Origin of the sequence: Corynebacterium sp. LK2510, assembly GCF_040946405.1 — a bacterium.
GTDB lineage: Bacteria > Actinomycetota > Actinomycetes > Mycobacteriales > Mycobacteriaceae > Corynebacterium.
Map to the genome: position 1 here is coordinate 20,577 of NZ_JAYWLR010000005.1, position 17,022 is coordinate 37,598.

A 17,022-nucleotide genomic window follows, 5' to 3' on the forward strand; every position below is an offset into this window, starting at 1 on the left:
TGTTTAGTTCTCACCTTTCTGGAGACGGCGAACGAGATCGGCGTTGGGGTTTCCCTCGGGAAGTCCGAGCGGGTAGGTACCGGTAAAGCATGCTGCGCAGAGTGAGTCGGCGGGCTGCTCCGTGGAGGCGATCATGTCCTCGGTGGAAACGAACGCCAGGGAGTCGGCTCCGATCATGGTGCGGATCGACTCGCTGATTGCCGCGTCATCTCCCCCGCCACCATTGTTCGCGATGAGCTCGCCCGGGCTGGCGAAGTCGATGCCGTAGAAACACGGCCACTTCACCGGCGGCGAGGCGATACGGACGTGCACCTCGGCAGCGCCAGCCTCGCGCAGGAGCTTGACCAGTTTGCGCTGGGTGTTACCACGAACGATGGAGTCGTCGACCACCACGAGCTTTTGGCCCTCAATAATCTCACGAACCGGGTTGAGCTTCAGGCGCAAACCCAGCTGGCGCAGGGTGTCGGATGGCTGGATGAAGGTGCGCCCCACGTAGGCGTTTTTCATCAGGCCCTGCTTGAACGGAATGCCCGACGCTTCGGCGTATCCGATCGCGGCCGGGGTGCCGGATTCGGGCACGGGCATGACCAAGTCGGCGTCGACAGGCGCGACGCGCGAGAGCCGACGGCCGATTTCGATGCGGGTGGCATGGACCGAACGGCCCTCAATGATGGAATCGGGGCGCGCGACGTAGACGTACTCGAAAACACAGTGGGCGCGCGGCGTGGAGGCGAAACGCTCCGTGTGAACCCCGGAGGCGTCGATGGCGATGAGTTCGCCTGGTTCGATGTCGCGTACGAAGGTCGCGCCGACGATGTCGAGAGCACACGTCTCGGAGGCTACGACCCAACCGCGGTCGAGGCGGCCGAGCGCGAGCGGGCGAACACCGTGGGGGTCGCGCGCGGCGTAGAGGGTGTGGCCATCGGTGATCATGAAGCAGAACGCGCCCTTGACGCGGGGAAGGAGGTCCCGGGCTGCGTCGAGAAGCGATGCGTCCTCACGGATCGCGTCGGCAAGAAGCGCGGAGACGACCGCCGTGTCCGACGACGAGCCCTGCCCTTCCACGCCCTGGGCGGGGATGAGCTTGCGAGCTATAGCCTCGTCCTGCAGCTCCTGATAGTTGATCAGGTTGCCGTTGTGCGCGAGCGCCACGTCGGTACCGTTGGGCGAGGTGCGGAACATCGGCTGGACGTTTTCCCAGTTGTTGCCGCCGGCCGTGGAATAGCGGGTGTGGCCGATCGCCACGTCGCCCTGCAGGGCGTCGAGGACGGACTCGTCGAAGACCTGGGAAACCAGGCCGGTGTCCTTGAACACCACGATGTTCTCGTGGTCCCCGACCGCAATTCCAGCACCTTCCTGCCCGCGGTGTTGCAGGGCGAAAAGGCCGAAGTAGGTGAGCTTGGATACGTCTTCGCCAGGGGCCCATACGCCGAAGACACCGCACTCCTCGCGAGGTGCGTCGTCTGCGTTGGTCGCCGCGCGGGTTGGCGCGGGGCCTGAATGAACCCCGGTATTCACGGTTTGCACCTGCCCCACTCTAGTGGATTAACCGCGCTCTAGGGCAATTACTGGCAGCCCCGCCGCAACCTCCCCGGCACGCGAACCGCTCACATCGACGCGCCCCTGCGCAATCTCCTCCTCGAGCGTGCTCAACCCCGCCGCCAATCGCAGCCACGTCTCGGCATCGCACTCGACCACGTTCGGCGGGGTACCGCGCGTGTGGCGCGGCCCGTCGACGCATTGCACGGCAACAAACGGGGGGACTCGCAGCTCGACCGAGTGTCCGGGCAGTTCGGCGGCCAGGGTACGGGCGGTGCGACGGCAGGCGTCGGCAAGCAGTGCCCTCGCGGGGGTTTGGTCGACCTCACCGCGCAGCCACGGGGCGATTGCTTCTACGGCGCTGCGGGTCAGGAGCGGATCGTTCTTGGCAGCCATGGCCCCCATGATAAAAGTCGCCGCACCTATACAAGAATCCGCATTAGGATGTCCGCCATGACAGCAGCCGATACAGCAACAGGTAAGTCACCCGAGATCACCTTGCGTTTCATGGCCGCGCCTAACGACGTGATCGTGGCCGGCGCCCAGGGCGTATCAGGCGGACGCGTGCTCGAGTGGATTGACAAGGCCGCCTACGCCTGCGCCGCGCAGTGGTCCGGAACCTATTGCGTCACCGCCTACGTCGGCCACATCCACTTCACCCGCCCCATCCCCTCGGGCCACATGGTGGAGATCCGCTCGCGGATCGCCATGACCGGGCGCTCATCGATGCACATTGTCAACGAAGTACTCTCCGCCGACCCGCGCGAAGGCGTGTTCACCCGCGCCTGCGATTGTTTGGTGATCTTTGTGGCCAAGGACCCGGCCACGGGAAAGCCGATGCAGGTACCGACGTTTGTCGCCACGACGGACGAGGAAAAGCGCGTCGAGGCCGCGGCGCTGTCGCGCATTGAACTGCGCAAAGACATCGAAGCTCAGATGCTCGAGCAGAGCTACACGGAAGATTCCACGGCACCGCGGGTGGTGCACCGCTTCTTGGCCAAGCCCACCGACGTGAACTGGGGCGGCAACGTCCACGGTGGTACCGCGATGGAATGGATCGACGAGGCCGGTATTAACTGCACGATGGAATGGTCGGGCGAGCGCACCGTTGCCGTCTACGCCGGCGGCATCCGTTTCTACAAGCCCATCTCCATCGGAGATCTCATCGAGGTCGACGCGCGCGTCACACGCACCGACGCCCGCTCCATGCACGTCGCAGTCCAAGTCCGTTCCGGCAGCCCGCGGGCCAGCCGCAGCGAGCTGAGCATGGCGATCCACGCGACATTCACCTACATCGGCGTGGACATCGACGGCCAGCCGCTTCCTGCCCGCCCGTTTACACCGCGCACGGACGAGGACCGCCGCCTGTGGGAGCACACCCAGGCGCTGCAGGATCTGCGCGCAGAGTACACCCCCATCCCGCTCGTGAAACCAGAAGCCGCAAAGCAACGCATCGACTAGCACGCCCGGCTTTGACCCGCACCGCCACCCGCAAAAACAAAGGAGGGTGCCCCGGCCGCAGTGGCCGGGGCACCCTCTTGTGGTGCGCTCACCCCCGGGTGCCGGAGGTGTGAGCGCTACACCGCTGCGTTCGGCGCGGTGGCCTGGTTGAACTGCTCGGGCATCGTGGACGCCCACGCGCGCTCGAGGTCCGCCATAGAGACGGTCTCGCCAGCGACGGTGATGTCACCGGTGGAGGTGGTCGAGCCGATCACGGCAGCCGGGATGCCCAGCTCGTTTGCCCGCGCGATGACACCGTCGACGCGATCTGCAGTCGCTGCGACGAGCACGCGCGAGGCGGACTCGGAGAACAACGCCGTGAAAGCGTCCTCGTGCACTGCCCCGAGGTCGAGCTCGGCACCCTTGCCGGAGCCCTGCAGCAGCTCGAACACGGCCTGGGACAGGCCGCCCTCGGACAGGTCGTGAGCGGCGTTAATGCCCGCGTGGTCGGCGAAGAACTCGCCCAGGCGGCGCTCATTGGCCAGGTCCACCTGCGGGGGCAGGCCAGCCAGGCGTGCCTCGCCGGTAGAAGAGATGTCCTGCCACACGGATCCGCCAAACTCGTCGCGTGTCTCACCGAGGAGGATCAGCTTGTAGTCCTCAGCCTGCCGGGTCACGCGGTTGCGCACGGTGTTGGTGACATCCTCGATGACGCCGAGGACGCCAACGACCGGGGTCGGCAGGATCGGGGTGTCGCCCGTCTGGTTGTAGAAGGAGACGTTGCCTCCGGAGACGGGGATTTCGAGCTCGTGGGCGCCGTCGGCAAGTCCGTGCACGGCCTCGCGGAACTGCCACATCACAGTCGGGTCCTCGGGGGAGCCGAAGTTGAGGCAGTTGGTCACGGCGACCGGGGTCGCACCGGTGGTCACCACGTTGCGGTAGGCCTCGGCCAGCGCCAGGCGTGCACCCATGTTCGGGTCGAGGTAGGTGTAGCGGCCCGATGCGTCGGCCGAGATGGCCACACCGCGGGAGGTTTCCTCGTTGATGCGCAGCACGCCGGAGTTGGCGTACTTGGCCTGCACGGTGTTGCCGCGGACGTAACGGTCGTACTGCTCGGTGATGAAGTCGCGCGAGCACAGGGCCGGGGATGCGACCATCTTCAGCCACGCCTCAGCCAAGGGCGTCTGCTTATCGACGTCACCTGCGGCCTGCACCTTGTCCAGCCAGTCCGGGCGGGTGAACGGGCGCTCATAGACCGGGCCCTCGTCGATGCTCGTCGGCGGCGCGTCGAGAACGAGCTCGCCGTTGTGGAACACGAGGTAGCGGTCCTTTTCGTCGGTCACCTCGCCAATGACGGCGGCGTTGACGTCCCACTTGGCACAGATCTCCATGAAGCGGTCGACGTTGTCCGGGGTGACCACGGCGCACATGCGCTCCTGGGACTCGGAGGCGAGAATCTCCGCCGCGCTCATGTTCTCAGCGCGCAGGGGCACGGCGTCTAGGTCAACGCGCATGCCACCGTCGCCGGCAGACGCCAGCTCCGAGGTGGCGCAGGCGAGTCCGCCGCCACCGAGGTCCTGGATGCCCACCACGACACCGGCCTGGTACAGGTCGAGGCAGCACTCAATAAGCACCTTTTCCGCGAACGGGTCGCCCACCTGAACGGCGGGGAGCTTGCGCTCCTCACCTTCTTCGAAGGTGGCGGAGCCGAGCACGGACACGCCACCGATGCCGTCGAGGCCGGTACGGGAACCGAAGAGGACGACCTTGTTGCCGGTACCGGAGGCGAAGGCGAGCTTGAGGTCCTCGACCTTGAGCGTGCCGACGCAAAGTGCGTTGACCAGCGGGTTGCCAGCATAGGCCTCATCAAAGACGGTCTCGCCACCAATGTTGGGTAGACCCAGGGAGTTGCCGTAGCCGCCGATTCCGTGGACCACACCCGGGAGAACACGCTTGGTGTCGTCGGCGTCCAGCGGGCCGAAGCGCAGCTGGTCCATCACCGCGATCGGGCGCGCACCCATCGCCATAATGTCGCGGACGATGCCACCGACGCCGGTCGCCGCACCCTGGTAGGGCTCGACGAAGGACGGGTGGTTGTGGCTTTCCACACGGAAGGTAACGGCGTCGCCGCCCCCGATGTCGACCACGCCAGCGTTCTCGCCGATACCGGCGAGAATCTTCGAGGCCATCTCTTCAGTCATGGTCTCGCCGAAGTAGCGCAGGTGCACCTTGGAGGACTTGTACGAGCAGTGCTCCGACCACATCACGGAGTACACGGTCAGCTCCGCGTCCGTCGGGCGGCGCCCGAGGATGTCGCGGATGCGCTGGTACTCGTCGTCCTTGAGGCCGAGCTCCGCGTAGGGCTGCGCCAGGTCCGGGGTGGCCTGGGCGTTCTCGACGGTGTCGTTGCGCACGGCAGAAGTGTTTGCGTTGCCAGTCACGTCTTTAGGCTCCGATCGAAGAAATGGCGGACAGGAACAGGCCGAGGCCGTCGGTGGACGGGCCGGTGAGATCTTCAACGGCGTGCTCCGGGTGCGGCATGAGGCCGACGACACGGCCGGTGGAGTTGGTCACGCCGGCAATCGAGTTGAGCGAACCGTTGAAGTTGTCGGTGTAGCGGAAGACCACGCGGCCTTCCTTCTCCAGCTCCTCGATCGTCTCGGCGGAGGCCTGGTAGCGGCCCTCACCGTGCTTGGCAGGAACGAGGATCTTGGAGCCCTCGTCAAAGTGCGAGGTCCACGCGGTCTCGGTGTTCGCCACCTCAAGGTAGGTATCCACGCAGTGGAAGTTGAGGTTCTGGTTGCGGGTCAGCGCGCCCGGCAGCAGGCCGGACTCGGTGAGAATCTGGAAGCCGTTGCAGATGCCGAGCACGGGCATGCCCTTGCCAGCCGCCTCGACGACTGCCTTCATCATGCGCGCCTGCGCGGCGATGGCGCCGGAGCGCAGGTAGTCGCCGTAGGAGAAGCCTCCGGGAACGACCACGGCGTCGACACCGGTGAGATCATCGTCGTCGTGCCACAGCGGCTTCGCCTCCGCCCCTGCGAGGCGGACGGCGCGCAGCGCGTCGACGTCGTCAAGCGTGCCAGGGAACGTGATGACACCGATGGTTGCCGTCATCGAACAACCTCGAAGTCCTCGATGACGGTGTTCGCGAGGAGGGTTTCGGCGACGCGCTGGAGTTCCTCGTCGGTGACAGAATCGTCCACCTCAATCTCAAAGCGCTTGCCCTGGCGGACGTCCTCGACACCGCTCACGCCAATACGGCCGAGCGCGCGCAGGACCGCCTGGCCCTGCGGATCAAGGATTTCTGCCTTGGGCATGACATTTACCACGACACGTGCCATGAGTTTCCTTCTCTAGTTGGAGTCCACAATGGGAAGTCAAAGGCGTCCAAAGACAGCGCCAAGTATATAGGACGCGCTGGTAAAACCCAGAAAACCCGTGACCTGTCCCCCACTTGCCGCCCTCAGGTTCCCGTGAGGTTCCCATGGTGTGAACCGAGAGTGAATTCTTCGCTACGAACTGAGCGCGCTTTTGCGCGTCCTACCTAATCTGAGCGCGGTATGTCTCTCCCCCAGGGTCGACGCACGCCTGCCCTCTCCCCCTCTTGCACCAAAGGTTATCTATGTCTCACACCCCTCGCCGCATTATGTCCGCCGCGGTCGCCATCGCACTGGCCGCTGGAACCGTCACCGTCGCCCCACAGCGCGCCACCGCCGCGATCGACGGCTCCACCGTTGTCATCTCCGAGGTCTACGGAGGTGGCGGCAACAACGGATCCGTCTACTCCAACGACTTCGTCGAGCTATTCAACCCGACCGACATCGACATCGACATCACCGGCTGGACGCTGAAGCAGAAGTCCTCCAAGGGCAACGTCGGCGCCTCGGTCGTCTTGTCCGGCGTCGTCCTGGCAAGATCTCACTTCCTTATTCAAGGTACGGCGGGCACCGTAACCACCGGCGAGCTTCCGGCTCCGGACCTCGAGGCCGCTTTCAACTTCGCCGGTTCCTCGGCTATCGCCGAGCTTATCGACGCCACCTCCGAGCGCGTCGACCTCGTCGGCTGGGGCGCGGCCACCGAGTTTGAGACTGCCCCCGCCGCGGGCACCCAGAACGCCACATCCATCCAGCGCCTCGACCCGGCCGCGGACACCGACGACAACTCCGCCGACTTCGCGCCCGGCGCGCCAACCCCGACGGCCTCCGGCGACGAAGCGCCGACCGACCCGGTTGATCCAGTTGACCCGGCTGATCCGGAGGCGATCACCCCCATCGCCGCGATCCAGGGCACGGGCGAGATCTCCCCGCTCGTCGACCAAACCGTCACCACCGAGGGCGTCGTCACCGCCGTCTACGACGAGGGAGGCAAGAACGGCTTCTTCCTCCAGACTGCTGGCACGGGCACGACAGTCAAAGGCGAGGGCGACGCGTCCGACGGCATCTTTGTTTACATGGGCAACCACACCCAGTTCCCGCAGCGCGGCGCATCCGTGCGCGTCACCGGCACGGTGAGTGAGTACTACCAGCAGACGCAGATCTCGGTTGCGTCGCTAAGCGAGCTCCCCGACCCCCTCGACGCTCCCGTGGCCCTGGAGCTGGATGTCCTGCCTGCCGGCGACTCCGCCCGCGAACCCTTCGAGGGAATGCTGGTGCGCCCCGCCGGTGCGTACACCGTGACGGACAACTACAGCCTCAACAACACCGGCGACCTCGGCCTGGCTCCGGGCACGACGGCGCACCGCACGCCGACCGACGTTGTCCTCCCGGGTGATGCCGCCCGCGAGCTCGCTGCCCGCAACGACTCCGAGGTCGTCTACCTCGATGACGGGCGCACCCGTAACTACTTCCGCACGGATAAAATGACCCCGCTGCCCTACCTGGTCACCTCCGACGCCGGCATCAAGGCCATCCGCACCGGCGATGTCGTGGACTTCACCACCGACGTGGTCGTGGACTACTCCTTCGACCAGTGGCGCTTCCAGCCGCTGCAGCCCATCACCGGCAAGAACCAGTCCGACGAGCTGCCGATTACCTGGGAAGACTCGCGCGCAGCCGCCTTTGAGGTGCCCTCGACAGTCCAGGGCGACAACTCCATCGGCTTCTTCAACGTGCTCAACTACTTCACCACCCTGGGTGAGGACACCACTGGTTGCTCCTCCTACAAGGACATGTACAACACCCCGGTCGGCACCAACAACTGCCGGGTCCGCGGCGCGTACTCCCAGGACGCGTTCCAGGATCAGCAGGCAAAGATCGTCACGGCGATCAACAAGCTCGACACGGACGTGCTCGGACTCTCCGAGATCGAGAACACGGCCGCAGTCACGGGTAACCCGGCCCGCCGCGACGAGGCGCTCGCCGCGCTTGTCGACGCCCTCAACAGCGCCGCCGGCCACACCCGCTGGGCCTACGTTGCCGCGCCGACCACCCTTCCTGCCAGCGAGGACGTCATCCGCGTCGCCTTCATCTACGACCCGGCGGCGGTGCAGCCGGTTGGCGAGTCCCGCATCTTCGATGACGGCGCCTTCACCGGCACCGCACGTCAACCGCTCGCCCAGGCCTTCGAGCCGGTCGGCGGCGGCGATGACTTCGTCGCCGTGGTCAACCACTTCAAGTCCAAGGGCAGCGTCGCACACGGCGACGCAGACTCCGGCGACGGCCAGGGCAACAACGCCAACCTGCGCGTTTCCCAAGCCACCGCGCTTCTCCAGCGCTTCCGCGCGCAGCAGGACTGGACTGACCTGCCCGCCTTCCTCATCGGCGACTTCAACGCCTACACGATGGAGGACGCGATGACCACGCTTGCCGACGGCGGCTTCGACATCGTCCACACCGATAAGGACTTCGACCAGGCCTCCTACCAGTTCGGTGGGGAGCTCGGCTCCCTCGACCACGTCCTGGCCAACTCCCCAGCGCAGGCCCTCGTGCGAGACTCGGCTGTGTGGAACATCAACGGCGACGAGTCCGTGGCGTTCGAGTACTCGCGCCGCAACTACAACGTCCAGGACTTCTTCGGCGACGGCTCGGACCCGCTCTACGGCTACGGCAACCCGTTCCGCTCCTCGGACCACGACCCCGTAAAGGTCGGGTTCGACCTCGTCACGACCACCGAGCCGACCACCACGACACCGGTCACCACCGCACCGTCCACCACGACGGCCCCGACCACCACGACGAGCTCACCCAGGCTGACGACCGTGTCCAAGCCGTCTTCATCGGCGAGCTCCGATCGTCTTCCTCCTCCAACGGGTCGTCGTTCATCAACCCGCTGGCCATCATCTGGAACATCATCCAATCGATCTTCGGCGCACTGAGGTCGCTGTTTAAGCTCTAGGATTAGCCAGCACAATAATGGCGCCACCACCTGAACAGGTGGTGGCGCCATTCTCGTCGTAAAGCGTGAGCTCAATGCCGCGCGTGGCTCGTACCACGCCACTACGGACCCTACGGCAGGAACGTGCGGTAGTCCGCTGGCACCGCACCGTGCGACGCCGCCCCCACGGCAGCGTCCAGAAAGTCCGACCGGACCTTCTTGCTTCCCAACTCCCTGCCCGAGACAGACAAGCGGATGGTGTTGCCCTTCGCCGCGCCCCGTTCAGCGGCGCGGATGACGTTGCGACGCCACCACTTCGCGGCGCCGAACCCCTCGCCCACCGACAGGTTGCGGCACCGGTGAAACTCTCCCGAGTCGACAATGTGCAAGCCCTTCGTCGAGGCGACGAGCTCGAAACCGAAGTCGCCCACTACGTCGAGCGTGCCCTCGGAAAGCTGCCAGCGCGGCGGGGCGAAGATGTCGAAGGTGAAGCCGATCGAGCTCATCTGCCGCGTCGCCCCCTTGAGCCGCAGGCGCGCCTCATGTGCGCCGAGGGTGGCGAATTCGGAGCGCCGGCCCTGAGCAGGCTGGTCGAAGCCGTTGAGGATGAGCGCCCGGCCTGCCTTGCGCTGCTCGTCGAGCCAACCGCGTGTCTTTGTGTCCTTAGACAGGTGCCACTTCTTGTCAACATGCGGGGCGACCAGAAGCGAAACGGGGATCTCGGCGCGATCTAGCTCAGAAACGACAACGGCCACGTCGTCGACTGTGGCGTCAAATATCGAAGACACCGAGACGAGGACGTGGCCGGGCATGAAGGAAATTATCGCACAGTCTGGGTCGTCCCGCCGGTCGAGTTGTCGGCGCCCTGGTAGGCAGCCAGGTCGACCTGCGGCGTCGGCTGCAAGTGCTCCGTGGCGGGGTTTTCCACCGTCGGGTTGGACAGATCAACGTCGTGGTCGACGGAGCTGGGAACGTACGGATCCTCACCGGAAAGCACGCGGCGGACCTGGGCGTGGTCGACGGTATGGGTCCAGGTACCAACCACCACGGTTGCAATCGCGTTGCCGGCGAAGTTGGTCAGCGCACGGGCCTCAGACATGAAGCGGTCGATACCGACGACGATGCCGACACCGGAGATCAACTCGGGGCGGAATGCCTGCAGGCCGGCGGCCAGTGTGGCCAGGCCGGCGCCGGTGACACCGGCGGCACCCTTGGAGGCGATGATCATGAACACCAGCAGCGAGACCTGCTCGCCCATGGACATCGGCATGTTCATCGCGTCGGCGATGAAGATCGAGGCCATGGTCAGGTAGATCGCGGTGCCGTCCAGGTTGAAGGAGTAACCGGTCGGAACAACCACGCCGACGGTGGACTTGTCCACGCCGAGGTGCTCCATCTTGCGCATCAGGTTCGGCAGCGCCGACTCGGAGGAAGAGGTAGCCAGGATGAGCAGGAACTCGCGGCCGAGGTACTTGAACAGCGAGAAGGGGTTGACGCGGGCGACGACCATGAGGACGAGGCCGAGAACGCCGAAGACGAAGAGGAAGCAGGTGAGGTAGAACGCGCCCATCAGCACGATCATCTGCACCACGGCCTTGAAACCGGTCCTACCCACGACGGCGGAGATGGCGCCGAACGCGCCGATCGGAGCGAGCCACAGGATCCAGCCGAGGATCTTAAAGATCAGCTTCTGCAGGTGAGCGACGAACGCGAGGATCGGCTCGCCCTGCTTACCCATGGACTGCACGGCAAAGCCGACGAGCAGGCCGATGAACAGGATCTGCAGAACAGAACCGGAAGTGAAGGCGGAGAAGAAGGACTGCGGGATGATGCTCTGGACGAACCCGATCAGTCCGTGGGAGTTCTCCGCAGCCATCTCGGCGTAGCGTGCACCCTCGCCGGAGGTCGAGGCGATGTCGAGGCCCTCACCCGGCTTGATCAGGTTGCCCACGCCGAGGCCGATGGCCAGCGCCAGGGTCGACATGACGATGAAGTAGAGCAGCGCGAGACCGCCGGTCTTGCCCACCGTTGCGGCGGAGCGGACCGAACCGATGCCCAGGACGATGGTGCAGAAGATGACCGGCGGAACGATCATCTTGATCAGGAAGACGAAGCTGTCGCCGATCGGCTTGAGCTGGACTGCGATGTCCGGGGCGACGAGGCCTAGGGCGATGCCGCCGACCACGGCCGCGATGACGGCGATGTAGAGCCAGTGGGTGCGGTCGCGGCGCTGCTTCGGCTCCGCGATCTGAGGGGTCGAGGGCACCGAGGCGCCGCCCGGCTGGGAAATGGGGGTGGACATGTTGGCCTCCACGTGTGAAAGGGGCGTAAAAATCATTTAATTTCTACGCTATGGCGACCCACATCACATAATCCGGACGTGCGGGAAGGCCGGAAGGGGAGTATTTTTACCCCCGCTCCGCACCGCTGCGAGTGAGGGTCCAGGCGTATTCGAAGGCTGTTTGCTTCCAGCGGTCGTAGCGCCCGGACACGCCGCCGTGGCCGGCTTGCATCTCCGTCTTCAGCAGGATCTCTCCACCGGTGGCCTTTTCCCTCAGTTTTGCCACCCACTTCGCCGGCTCCACGTACAGCACACGGGTGTCGTTGAGGCTGGTCACAGCGAGAATGTTGGGGTAGTTCTTCTCTGTAACGTTCTCGTAGGGCGAGTACGTCGCCATGTAGTCGTAGACCTGCGAGTCGTGGTACGGGTCGCCCCATTCTTCCCATTCCGGCACGGTCAGCGGCAGCTCGGGTTTGAGGATGCTTGTTAGTGGGTCAACGAAAGGAACGATCGCCTGGATGCCGGCGAATTTCTCGGGGGCCATGTTGGCCACCGCCCCCATGAGCAGCCCGCCGGCGGAGCCGCCCTCGGCCACGAGTTGGCCGTAGGTGGTCACTCCCGCATCGACGAGAGCGTCGGCGCAGGCGATGAAGTCGGTGAAGGTGTTGATCTTCTTCATCATCTTGCCGTCGTCGTACCAGGACCTACCCATTTCTCCGCCGCCGCGCACGTGGGCGCACACCCACACCATGCCGCGGTCAAGCAGCGACAAACGCGCTACGGAAAAACCCGGGTCGTTGGAGGCTTCGTACGAGCCGTAGCCGTAGAGCAGTGTCGGACGCGCGACCGAGAGATCCAGGTCCGCGCGGTGCACAACGGACATCGGCACCTGGGTGCCATCGGGGGCGGTGGCCCACATGCGCTTTGCGACGTACTCCGACCGGTCGTATCCCCCGAGCACCTCCTGTTCCTTCAGCAAGGTGAACTCGCCGGTGGCGACGACGTAATCGAAGACCTGGGAGGGCTGGGTGTAGGAGGAGTAGACGATGCGCACCACCGGCGCGTCCCACTCGGGGTTGCCGCCGAGCGAGACGGTGTAGAGGTCCTCGGAGAACTGAAGCTCGCGGAAATCCCCGATGGTGTCCCCGACCGTCGCCACGGCAAGGCGGTTGATGCCGCCGGAGCGGTACGCGCAGAACATGAAGTCGCGGTAGGAATCGATTCCCTCGACGCGCATGTCGTCGCGGTGTGCCACGAGCACGTCGAGCTTATTAAGCGCCACGATCTCACCCACCGGGCACACACCGACGGAGAAGTTCGGCCCGGAGGCGTTGTGGGTAACAACCCAGTGCGCGCGGCCGGCGACCTCGAGGTAGTCGATGTCGTACTCGACGCCCTGCTCGCGGGGCCAGAGCACCTCAAACTCGCTTTCCGGGTTGTCGAGCGACAACACGGCCCATTCGCTGGTTGTCTTCGACCCGGTGGAAATGTAGAGGAACTTCTCCGCGCGGTCCGCGCCGATCGAGACTCCGAAGCGCTCGTCTGCTTCCTCGTAGACCAGCACGTCCGCGCTGGCGGGCGTGCCCACGCGGTGGCGCCACACTTGGTACGGACGCCAGGCATCGTCGACGCGGGTGTAGAACAGGTAGTCCTCGCCGGCCCAGGTGGCGCCGTAAAAGACGTTGTCGAGGGTGTCGTCGAGAAGCTCACCGGTGGTGAGATCCTTGATGCGCAGCTGGAAGCGTTCGTCGCCGGCGGTGTCTGTAGAAAACGCGAGGAATCTGCCCGAGGTGGTTACGCTGGATGCGCCGAGCGAGAAGAACTCGTGGCCCTCGGCCAACTCGTTGAGGTCGAGCAGGACCTGCTCGCCGGGAAGCGGGGACCCGTCCTCCGGAACGACCGGGGCGGTCCACGGCTGTGCGACGTCCGCTGGCACGCGGCAGCTCAGGCCGTAGCTTTGGCCTTCGACCATGCGGCCGTAGTACCACCACTGCCCCTGGCGCTGTGGGACGGACATGTCCGTCTCCTTCACCCGCGACTTGATCTCGCCGAAGATTGCCTCGCTGAGCTCGTCGAGATTTGCGGTGCGCTGCCTCGTATAAGCGTTCTCCGCCTCGAGGTACGCGATCGTCTCCGCGGAATCCTTGTCACGCAGCCACTCGTAGTCGTCCACGAAGTCCCGGCCGTGGAAGGAGCGGGTCACGGGGTGTTTCGCCGCGTGCGGAGGGCGGCTGTCCGGCATGGAGCTGTGTGCTGTCATGCCGGACGAGTGTACCCGTTTCGGGCTAGGCCCTCACGCCCGGCCAGTCAGCGAACTTCCTGCCGCTGAGGCGCTCATACGCCTCGACGTAGCGCTCGCGCGTCGCCTCGACGACCGAGCCCGGCAGCTCCGGCGGGAGATCCCCCGATGCCGGGTCCCAGCCCGACTTCGGGCCGGTCAGCCAGTTGCGGACGTACTGCTTGTCAAAGCTCGGCTGCACGCGACCCTCCTCGTAGGAATCGGCCGGCCAGTAGCGAGACGAGTCGGGGGTGAGGACTTCGTCAGCAAGCACGAGGGTGCCGTTGTCGTCCAACCCGAACTCGAGCTTGGTGTCCGCGAGGATGATTCCGCGGGACTCTGCGTAATTGGCGGCGCGCGAGTAGATGCTCAGCGTTGCGTCGCGAAGCTTCTCTGCGAGCTCGCGGCCGAGCGAGTCGACGACGACGTCGAACGAGACGTTCTCGTCGTGGTCGCCCTGCTGCGCCTTCGTCGCCGGGGTAAAAATCGGCTCGGGCAGGCGCGAGGCCTCGACCAGGCCTTCCGGCAGCTCAATGCCGCACACGGTGCCCGACTGGTCGTACTCCTTCTTCCCGGAGCCGGTGAGGTAGCCACGCGCGACACACTCGAACGGGAGCATCTCTAGGCGCTTGACCACCTGTGCGCGTCCGAGGACCTCCTCGGGAATGCGCTCGTCATCGATCGGCCCGGCAAGGTGGTTGGACACATCAGTCAGCAGGTCGAAGAAGAACATCGACGTCGCCGTAAGCACGCGCCCCTTGTCCGGGATCTCCGGATCGAGGGAAAAATCGAACGCGGAAATCCGGTCCGTCGCCAGCATGAGCAAGGTATCGGAATCGACTTCATAGATCTCCCGGACCTTGCCGCCGGAGAGGTGGGTGTAGTCAGATAACTCTGGACGCATGTCGCCCAAGTGTAGTCCCGCCCGTGCTCCCTGGCGCGCCGGGTCACCGGCATGCCAGGGCGGGTGACTTAGAGTTAGGAGCCATGCACGTCACCCGCCTTACCGCCGCCGCTGCAGCGGTCACCCTCCCCCTCGCCCTGAGCGCCTGCGGCTCGGTCGATCCCGCCGCGAGCGCTCCGGTGACCGAGCTCGTCAACGCCCCCGACGGCTTTTCCGCCACCAAGGACGGAACCGAGCTCTCCTTCGGCGACAGCGCGCAGGTCGTGACCACGAACTACGCTACGGGAGCGCCCGCCTACTGGGAGGTCACGGTGCACCCGCCGCAGCCGCTGACGGTCAGAGAGGTCGCGGGCAACCTCGGGCGCGACCCGCAGCGGATCGGCTCGGCCCCTGCGGAGCCAATCAAGCAGTTCACCTGCTTCCGCGTCACCTTCACGTCCCTGGGCACCGGTTTAAGCAGCCGCGACGCCCCGGTCTCGGTGGAGCTGCCGCGTCTGACGCCTATCGACGCCGCCGGGGCCGAGGCGAACTACGTCGGCGCTGGCGCGCAGCACTACTGCGGCATCGACGGCAACGTCCCCGCGTACACCGCTGACATGCGCCAGGGCGAGAAGTACACCACGGCCGTGGTGACGTGGGAGGGCGTGCGCGACCCCGGCGTGGTCGGCACCGCAGTGGAGCTGACCGCGGAGCTCAGCCCGCGCAACCCAGACCAGTCGCGCCAGCGTCTGGTCTGGTCCCGGTAGACAAACAGCAGGCGCTAAAGGATCTCGCCCGGGGAGTAGGAGGCGGCGTCCGGGTGGGCGCTGACAAGCTCCTGAATACGCGCAAGCACGTTGTCCACCTGGGTCTCCGCGGAGCCGATGAACGCGTGGCGGTCGACCAAAGCGCTGTCGAGCGCAGCCTGATCGAGCGGGAGGCGCTCATCGGCGGCGAGGCGCTCGATGAGGTTCTGCTCCGCACCGTTTTCACGCATATCGAGCGCCATAGCGACGGCGTTTTCCTTGATGACCTCGTGCGCTGTCTCGCGCCCGACCCCGGCGCGCACCGCGGCCATGAGGATGCGGGTGGTGGCAAGGAACGGCAGGTAGCGGTCGAGCTCGCGGTTGATCATCGCCGGGAACGCGCCGAACTCCGCGAGCACGGTGAGGAAGGTCTCCAGCTGGCCGTCGATGGCGAAGAACGCATCCGGCAGCGCGACGCGGCGCACCACCGAGCAAAACACGTCGCCCTCGTTCCACTGCTGGCCAGACAAATCCGCGACCATGGTGAGGTAGCCGCGCAGGATGACCTGGAAGCCGCCGACGCGTTCGCAGGAGCGGGCGTTCATCTTGTGCGGCATCGCCGACGAACCGACCTGGCCCTCCTTGAACCCCTCGGTGACGGTCTCGTTTCCGGCCATGAGGCGAATCGTCGTGGCCAGCGACGAAGGGCCTGCGCCCAATTGGACGAGGGCGGAGACAGCATCGAAGTCGAGGCTGCGCGGGTAGACCTGGCCGACTGAATCGAAGGTGCGGCTGAAGCCGAGGTGGCTGGCGATCTGGCTCTCGAGCTCGCGCAGCTTCGTCTCGTCGCCGCCCATCAGGTCGAGCATGTCCTGCGCGGTGCCCATTGGGCCCTTGATGCCGCGCAGCGGGTAGGAGGCGAGGACAGATTCGATGCGCTCGACGGCGAGCAGGATCTCATCCGCGGCAGACGCGAAGCGCTTGCCCAGCGTGGTTGCCTGGGCCGCGACGTTGTGGGAGCGGCCAGCCATGACCAGGGACTTGTACTCGTCAGCACGGTTGCCCACAGCCTTGAGCAGGGCGACCGACTTGTCACGGGTCAGCTGGAGGGCGCGCACGATCTGCAGCTGCTCGACGTTTTCCGTCAGGTCGCGGCTGGTCATGCCCTTGTGGATGTGCTCGTGACCCGCAAGTGCATTGAACTCCTCGATGCGGGCTTTTACATCGTGGCGGGTGACCTTCTCGCGCTCGGCGATGCTGGCCAAGTCAACCTGGTCAATGACGTTTTCGTAGGCCGCGATGGCCTCGTCCGGAATGTCCACGCCGAGGCCCTGCTGGGCCTTCATCACGGCGATCCAGAGCTGGCGCTCCAGGACGATCTTGTATTCGGCGCTCCACAGCGACGCCATCTCGGGCGATGCGTAGCGGTTGGACAGGACGTTTGCGTTCATCGGTTTTTCAGCCACGCCGCTCATTATCGCATGTCAGGCTCCGGCGTTAAACTGCGCTGCCCACTCGTCGATGCGGCGAGAGGATTCCC

Annotated in this window: 13 protein-coding genes; 3 read left to right on the forward strand and 10 right to left on the reverse strand. The window is 65.5% G+C overall.

The features are described 5' to 3' along the window. Nucleotides 1-3: 3 nt before the first annotated feature. Both purF and VVR41_RS04230 read right to left on the reverse strand, forming a co-directional pair. Nucleotides 4-1,518 carry an amidophosphoribosyltransferase gene (gene purF, locus VVR41_RS04225; protein WP_368523801.1) on the reverse strand — a complete coding sequence of 505 codons (1,515 nt, stop codon included), beginning with the start codon at nucleotides 1,516-1,518 and terminating at the stop codon, nucleotides 4-6. Between the two features lie 27 nt (nucleotides 1,519-1,545). Continuing rightward, the gene (locus tag VVR41_RS04230; protein ID WP_368523724.1) at nucleotides 1,546-1,935 is read right to left on the reverse strand and encodes a sterol carrier family protein; all 390 of its coding nucleotides are present in this window, start codon (nucleotides 1,933-1,935) and stop codon (nucleotides 1,546-1,548) included. A gap of 57 nt (nucleotides 1,936-1,992) precedes the next feature. Here VVR41_RS04230 and VVR41_RS04235 point away from each other — a divergent pair, with 57 nt between their 5' ends. Then, nucleotides 1,993-3,000, forward strand: coding sequence for an acyl-CoA thioesterase (locus VVR41_RS04235; RefSeq protein ID WP_368523725.1), 1,008 nt, complete (start codon nucleotides 1,993-1,995; stop codon nucleotides 2,998-3,000). A 116-nt stretch (nucleotides 3,001-3,116) separates the two neighbouring features. Here VVR41_RS04235 and purL read toward each other — a convergent pair whose 3' ends face one another. The 3 genes from purL to purS are packed head-to-tail and all read right to left on the reverse strand — an operon-like array spanning nucleotide 3,117 to nucleotide 6,323. Continuing rightward, nucleotides 3,117-5,420: a phosphoribosylformylglycinamidine synthase subunit PurL gene (gene purL, locus VVR41_RS04240; protein WP_368523726.1), complete on the reverse strand. Its 2,304-nt coding sequence runs from the start codon at nucleotides 5,418-5,420 to the stop codon at nucleotides 3,117-3,119. A 4-nt stretch (nucleotides 5,421-5,424) separates the two neighbouring features. Continuing rightward, entirely contained in the window at nucleotides 5,425-6,096 is a 672-nt protein-coding gene (gene purQ, locus VVR41_RS04245) for a phosphoribosylformylglycinamidine synthase subunit PurQ (RefSeq protein ID WP_321102548.1), read from the reverse strand. Then, a complete protein-coding gene (gene purS, locus VVR41_RS04250; protein WP_321102549.1) occupies nucleotides 6,093-6,323 on the reverse strand; it encodes a phosphoribosylformylglycinamidine synthase subunit PurS in 231 nt (76 codons plus the stop codon). Before purS ends, purQ begins: the two co-directional genes overlap by 4 nt. 281 nt (nucleotides 6,324-6,604) lie before the next feature. Here purS and VVR41_RS04255 point away from each other — a divergent pair, with 281 nt between their 5' ends. Continuing rightward, entirely contained in the window at nucleotides 6,605-9,295 is a 2,691-nt protein-coding gene (locus VVR41_RS04255; protein ID WP_368523727.1) for an ExeM/NucH family extracellular endonuclease, read from the forward strand. A gap of 130 nt (nucleotides 9,296-9,425) precedes the next feature. Here the strand turns inward: VVR41_RS04255 and VVR41_RS04260 are convergent, their stop codons facing one another. The 4 genes from VVR41_RS04260 to VVR41_RS04275 all read right to left on the reverse strand — a co-directional run bounded on the left by VVR41_RS04260 (nucleotide 9,426) and on the right by VVR41_RS04275 (nucleotide 14,757). Beyond that, nucleotides 9,426-10,106 (reverse strand): DUF2334 domain-containing protein, encoded by a 681-nt coding sequence (locus VVR41_RS04260; protein WP_368523728.1) that lies wholly within the window; start codon nucleotides 10,104-10,106, stop codon nucleotides 9,426-9,428. A gap of 8 nt (nucleotides 10,107-10,114) precedes the next feature. Then, complete coding sequence (locus tag VVR41_RS04265) at nucleotides 10,115-11,596, reverse strand: cation:dicarboxylate symporter family transporter (protein ID WP_368523729.1); 1,482 nt, start codon at nucleotides 11,594-11,596, stop codon at nucleotides 10,115-10,117. A gap of 106 nt (nucleotides 11,597-11,702) precedes the next feature. Beyond that, entirely contained in the window at nucleotides 11,703-13,835 is a 2,133-nt protein-coding gene (locus tag VVR41_RS04270) for a S9 family peptidase (RefSeq protein ID WP_368523730.1), read from the reverse strand. Nucleotides 13,836-13,860: 25 nt separating this feature from the next. After that, complete coding sequence (locus VVR41_RS04275; RefSeq protein WP_368523731.1) at nucleotides 13,861-14,757, reverse strand: phosphoribosylaminoimidazolesuccinocarboxamide synthase; 897 nt, start codon at nucleotides 14,755-14,757, stop codon at nucleotides 13,861-13,863. An 83-nt stretch (nucleotides 14,758-14,840) separates the two neighbouring features. Here VVR41_RS04275 and VVR41_RS04280 point away from each other — a divergent pair, with 83 nt between their 5' ends. Beyond that, on the forward strand, nucleotides 14,841-15,503 hold the full coding sequence (locus VVR41_RS04280) for a hypothetical protein (RefSeq protein ID WP_368523732.1): 663 nt from the start codon (nucleotides 14,841-14,843) through the stop codon (nucleotides 15,501-15,503). A 14-nt stretch (nucleotides 15,504-15,517) separates the two neighbouring features. Here the strand turns inward: VVR41_RS04280 and purB are convergent, their stop codons facing one another. Continuing rightward, complete coding sequence (gene purB, locus VVR41_RS04285; RefSeq protein WP_368523733.1) at nucleotides 15,518-16,957, reverse strand: adenylosuccinate lyase; 1,440 nt, start codon at nucleotides 16,955-16,957, stop codon at nucleotides 15,518-15,520. Nucleotides 16,958-17,022 lie beyond the last annotated feature (65 nt).

What these genes read in the sequence shown, in the direction of transcription:
- purQ (WP_321102548.1), bottom strand. Translation starts at nt 6,096, where the DNA reads ATGACGGCAACCATCGGTGTCATCACGTTCCCTGGCACGCTTGACGAC.
- purS (WP_321102549.1), bottom strand. Translation starts at nt 6,323, where the DNA reads ATGGCACGTGTCGTGGTAAATGTCATGCCCAAGGCAGAAATCCTTGAT.
- VVR41_RS04235 (WP_368523725.1), top strand. Translation starts at nt 1,993, where the DNA reads ATGACAGCAGCCGATACAGCAACAGGTAAGTCACCCGAGATCACCTTG.
- VVR41_RS04260 (WP_368523728.1), bottom strand. Translation starts at nt 10,106, where the DNA reads ATGCCCGGCCACGTCCTCGTCTCGGTGTCTTCGATATTTGACGCCACA.
- VVR41_RS04265 (WP_368523729.1), bottom strand. Translation starts at nt 11,596, where the DNA reads ATGTCCACCCCCATTTCCCAGCCGGGCGGCGCCTCGGTGCCCTCGACC.
- VVR41_RS04280 (WP_368523732.1), top strand. Translation starts at nt 14,841, where the DNA reads ATGCACGTCACCCGCCTTACCGCCGCCGCTGCAGCGGTCACCCTCCCC.
- VVR41_RS04270 (WP_368523730.1), bottom strand. Translation starts at nt 13,835, where the DNA reads ATGACAGCACACAGCTCCATGCCGGACAGCCGCCCTCCGCACGCGGCG.
- VVR41_RS04255 (WP_368523727.1), top strand. Translation starts at nt 6,605, where the DNA reads ATGTCTCACACCCCTCGCCGCATTATGTCCGCCGCGGTCGCCATCGCA.
- purB (WP_368523733.1), bottom strand. Translation starts at nt 16,957, where the DNA reads ATGAGCGGCGTGGCTGAAAAACCGATGAACGCAAACGTCCTGTCCAAC.
- VVR41_RS04275 (WP_368523731.1), bottom strand. Translation starts at nt 14,757, where the DNA reads ATGCGTCCAGAGTTATCTGACTACACCCACCTCTCCGGCGGCAAGGTC.
- VVR41_RS04230 (WP_368523724.1), bottom strand. Translation starts at nt 1,935, where the DNA reads ATGGCTGCCAAGAACGATCCGCTCCTGACCCGCAGCGCCGTAGAAGCA.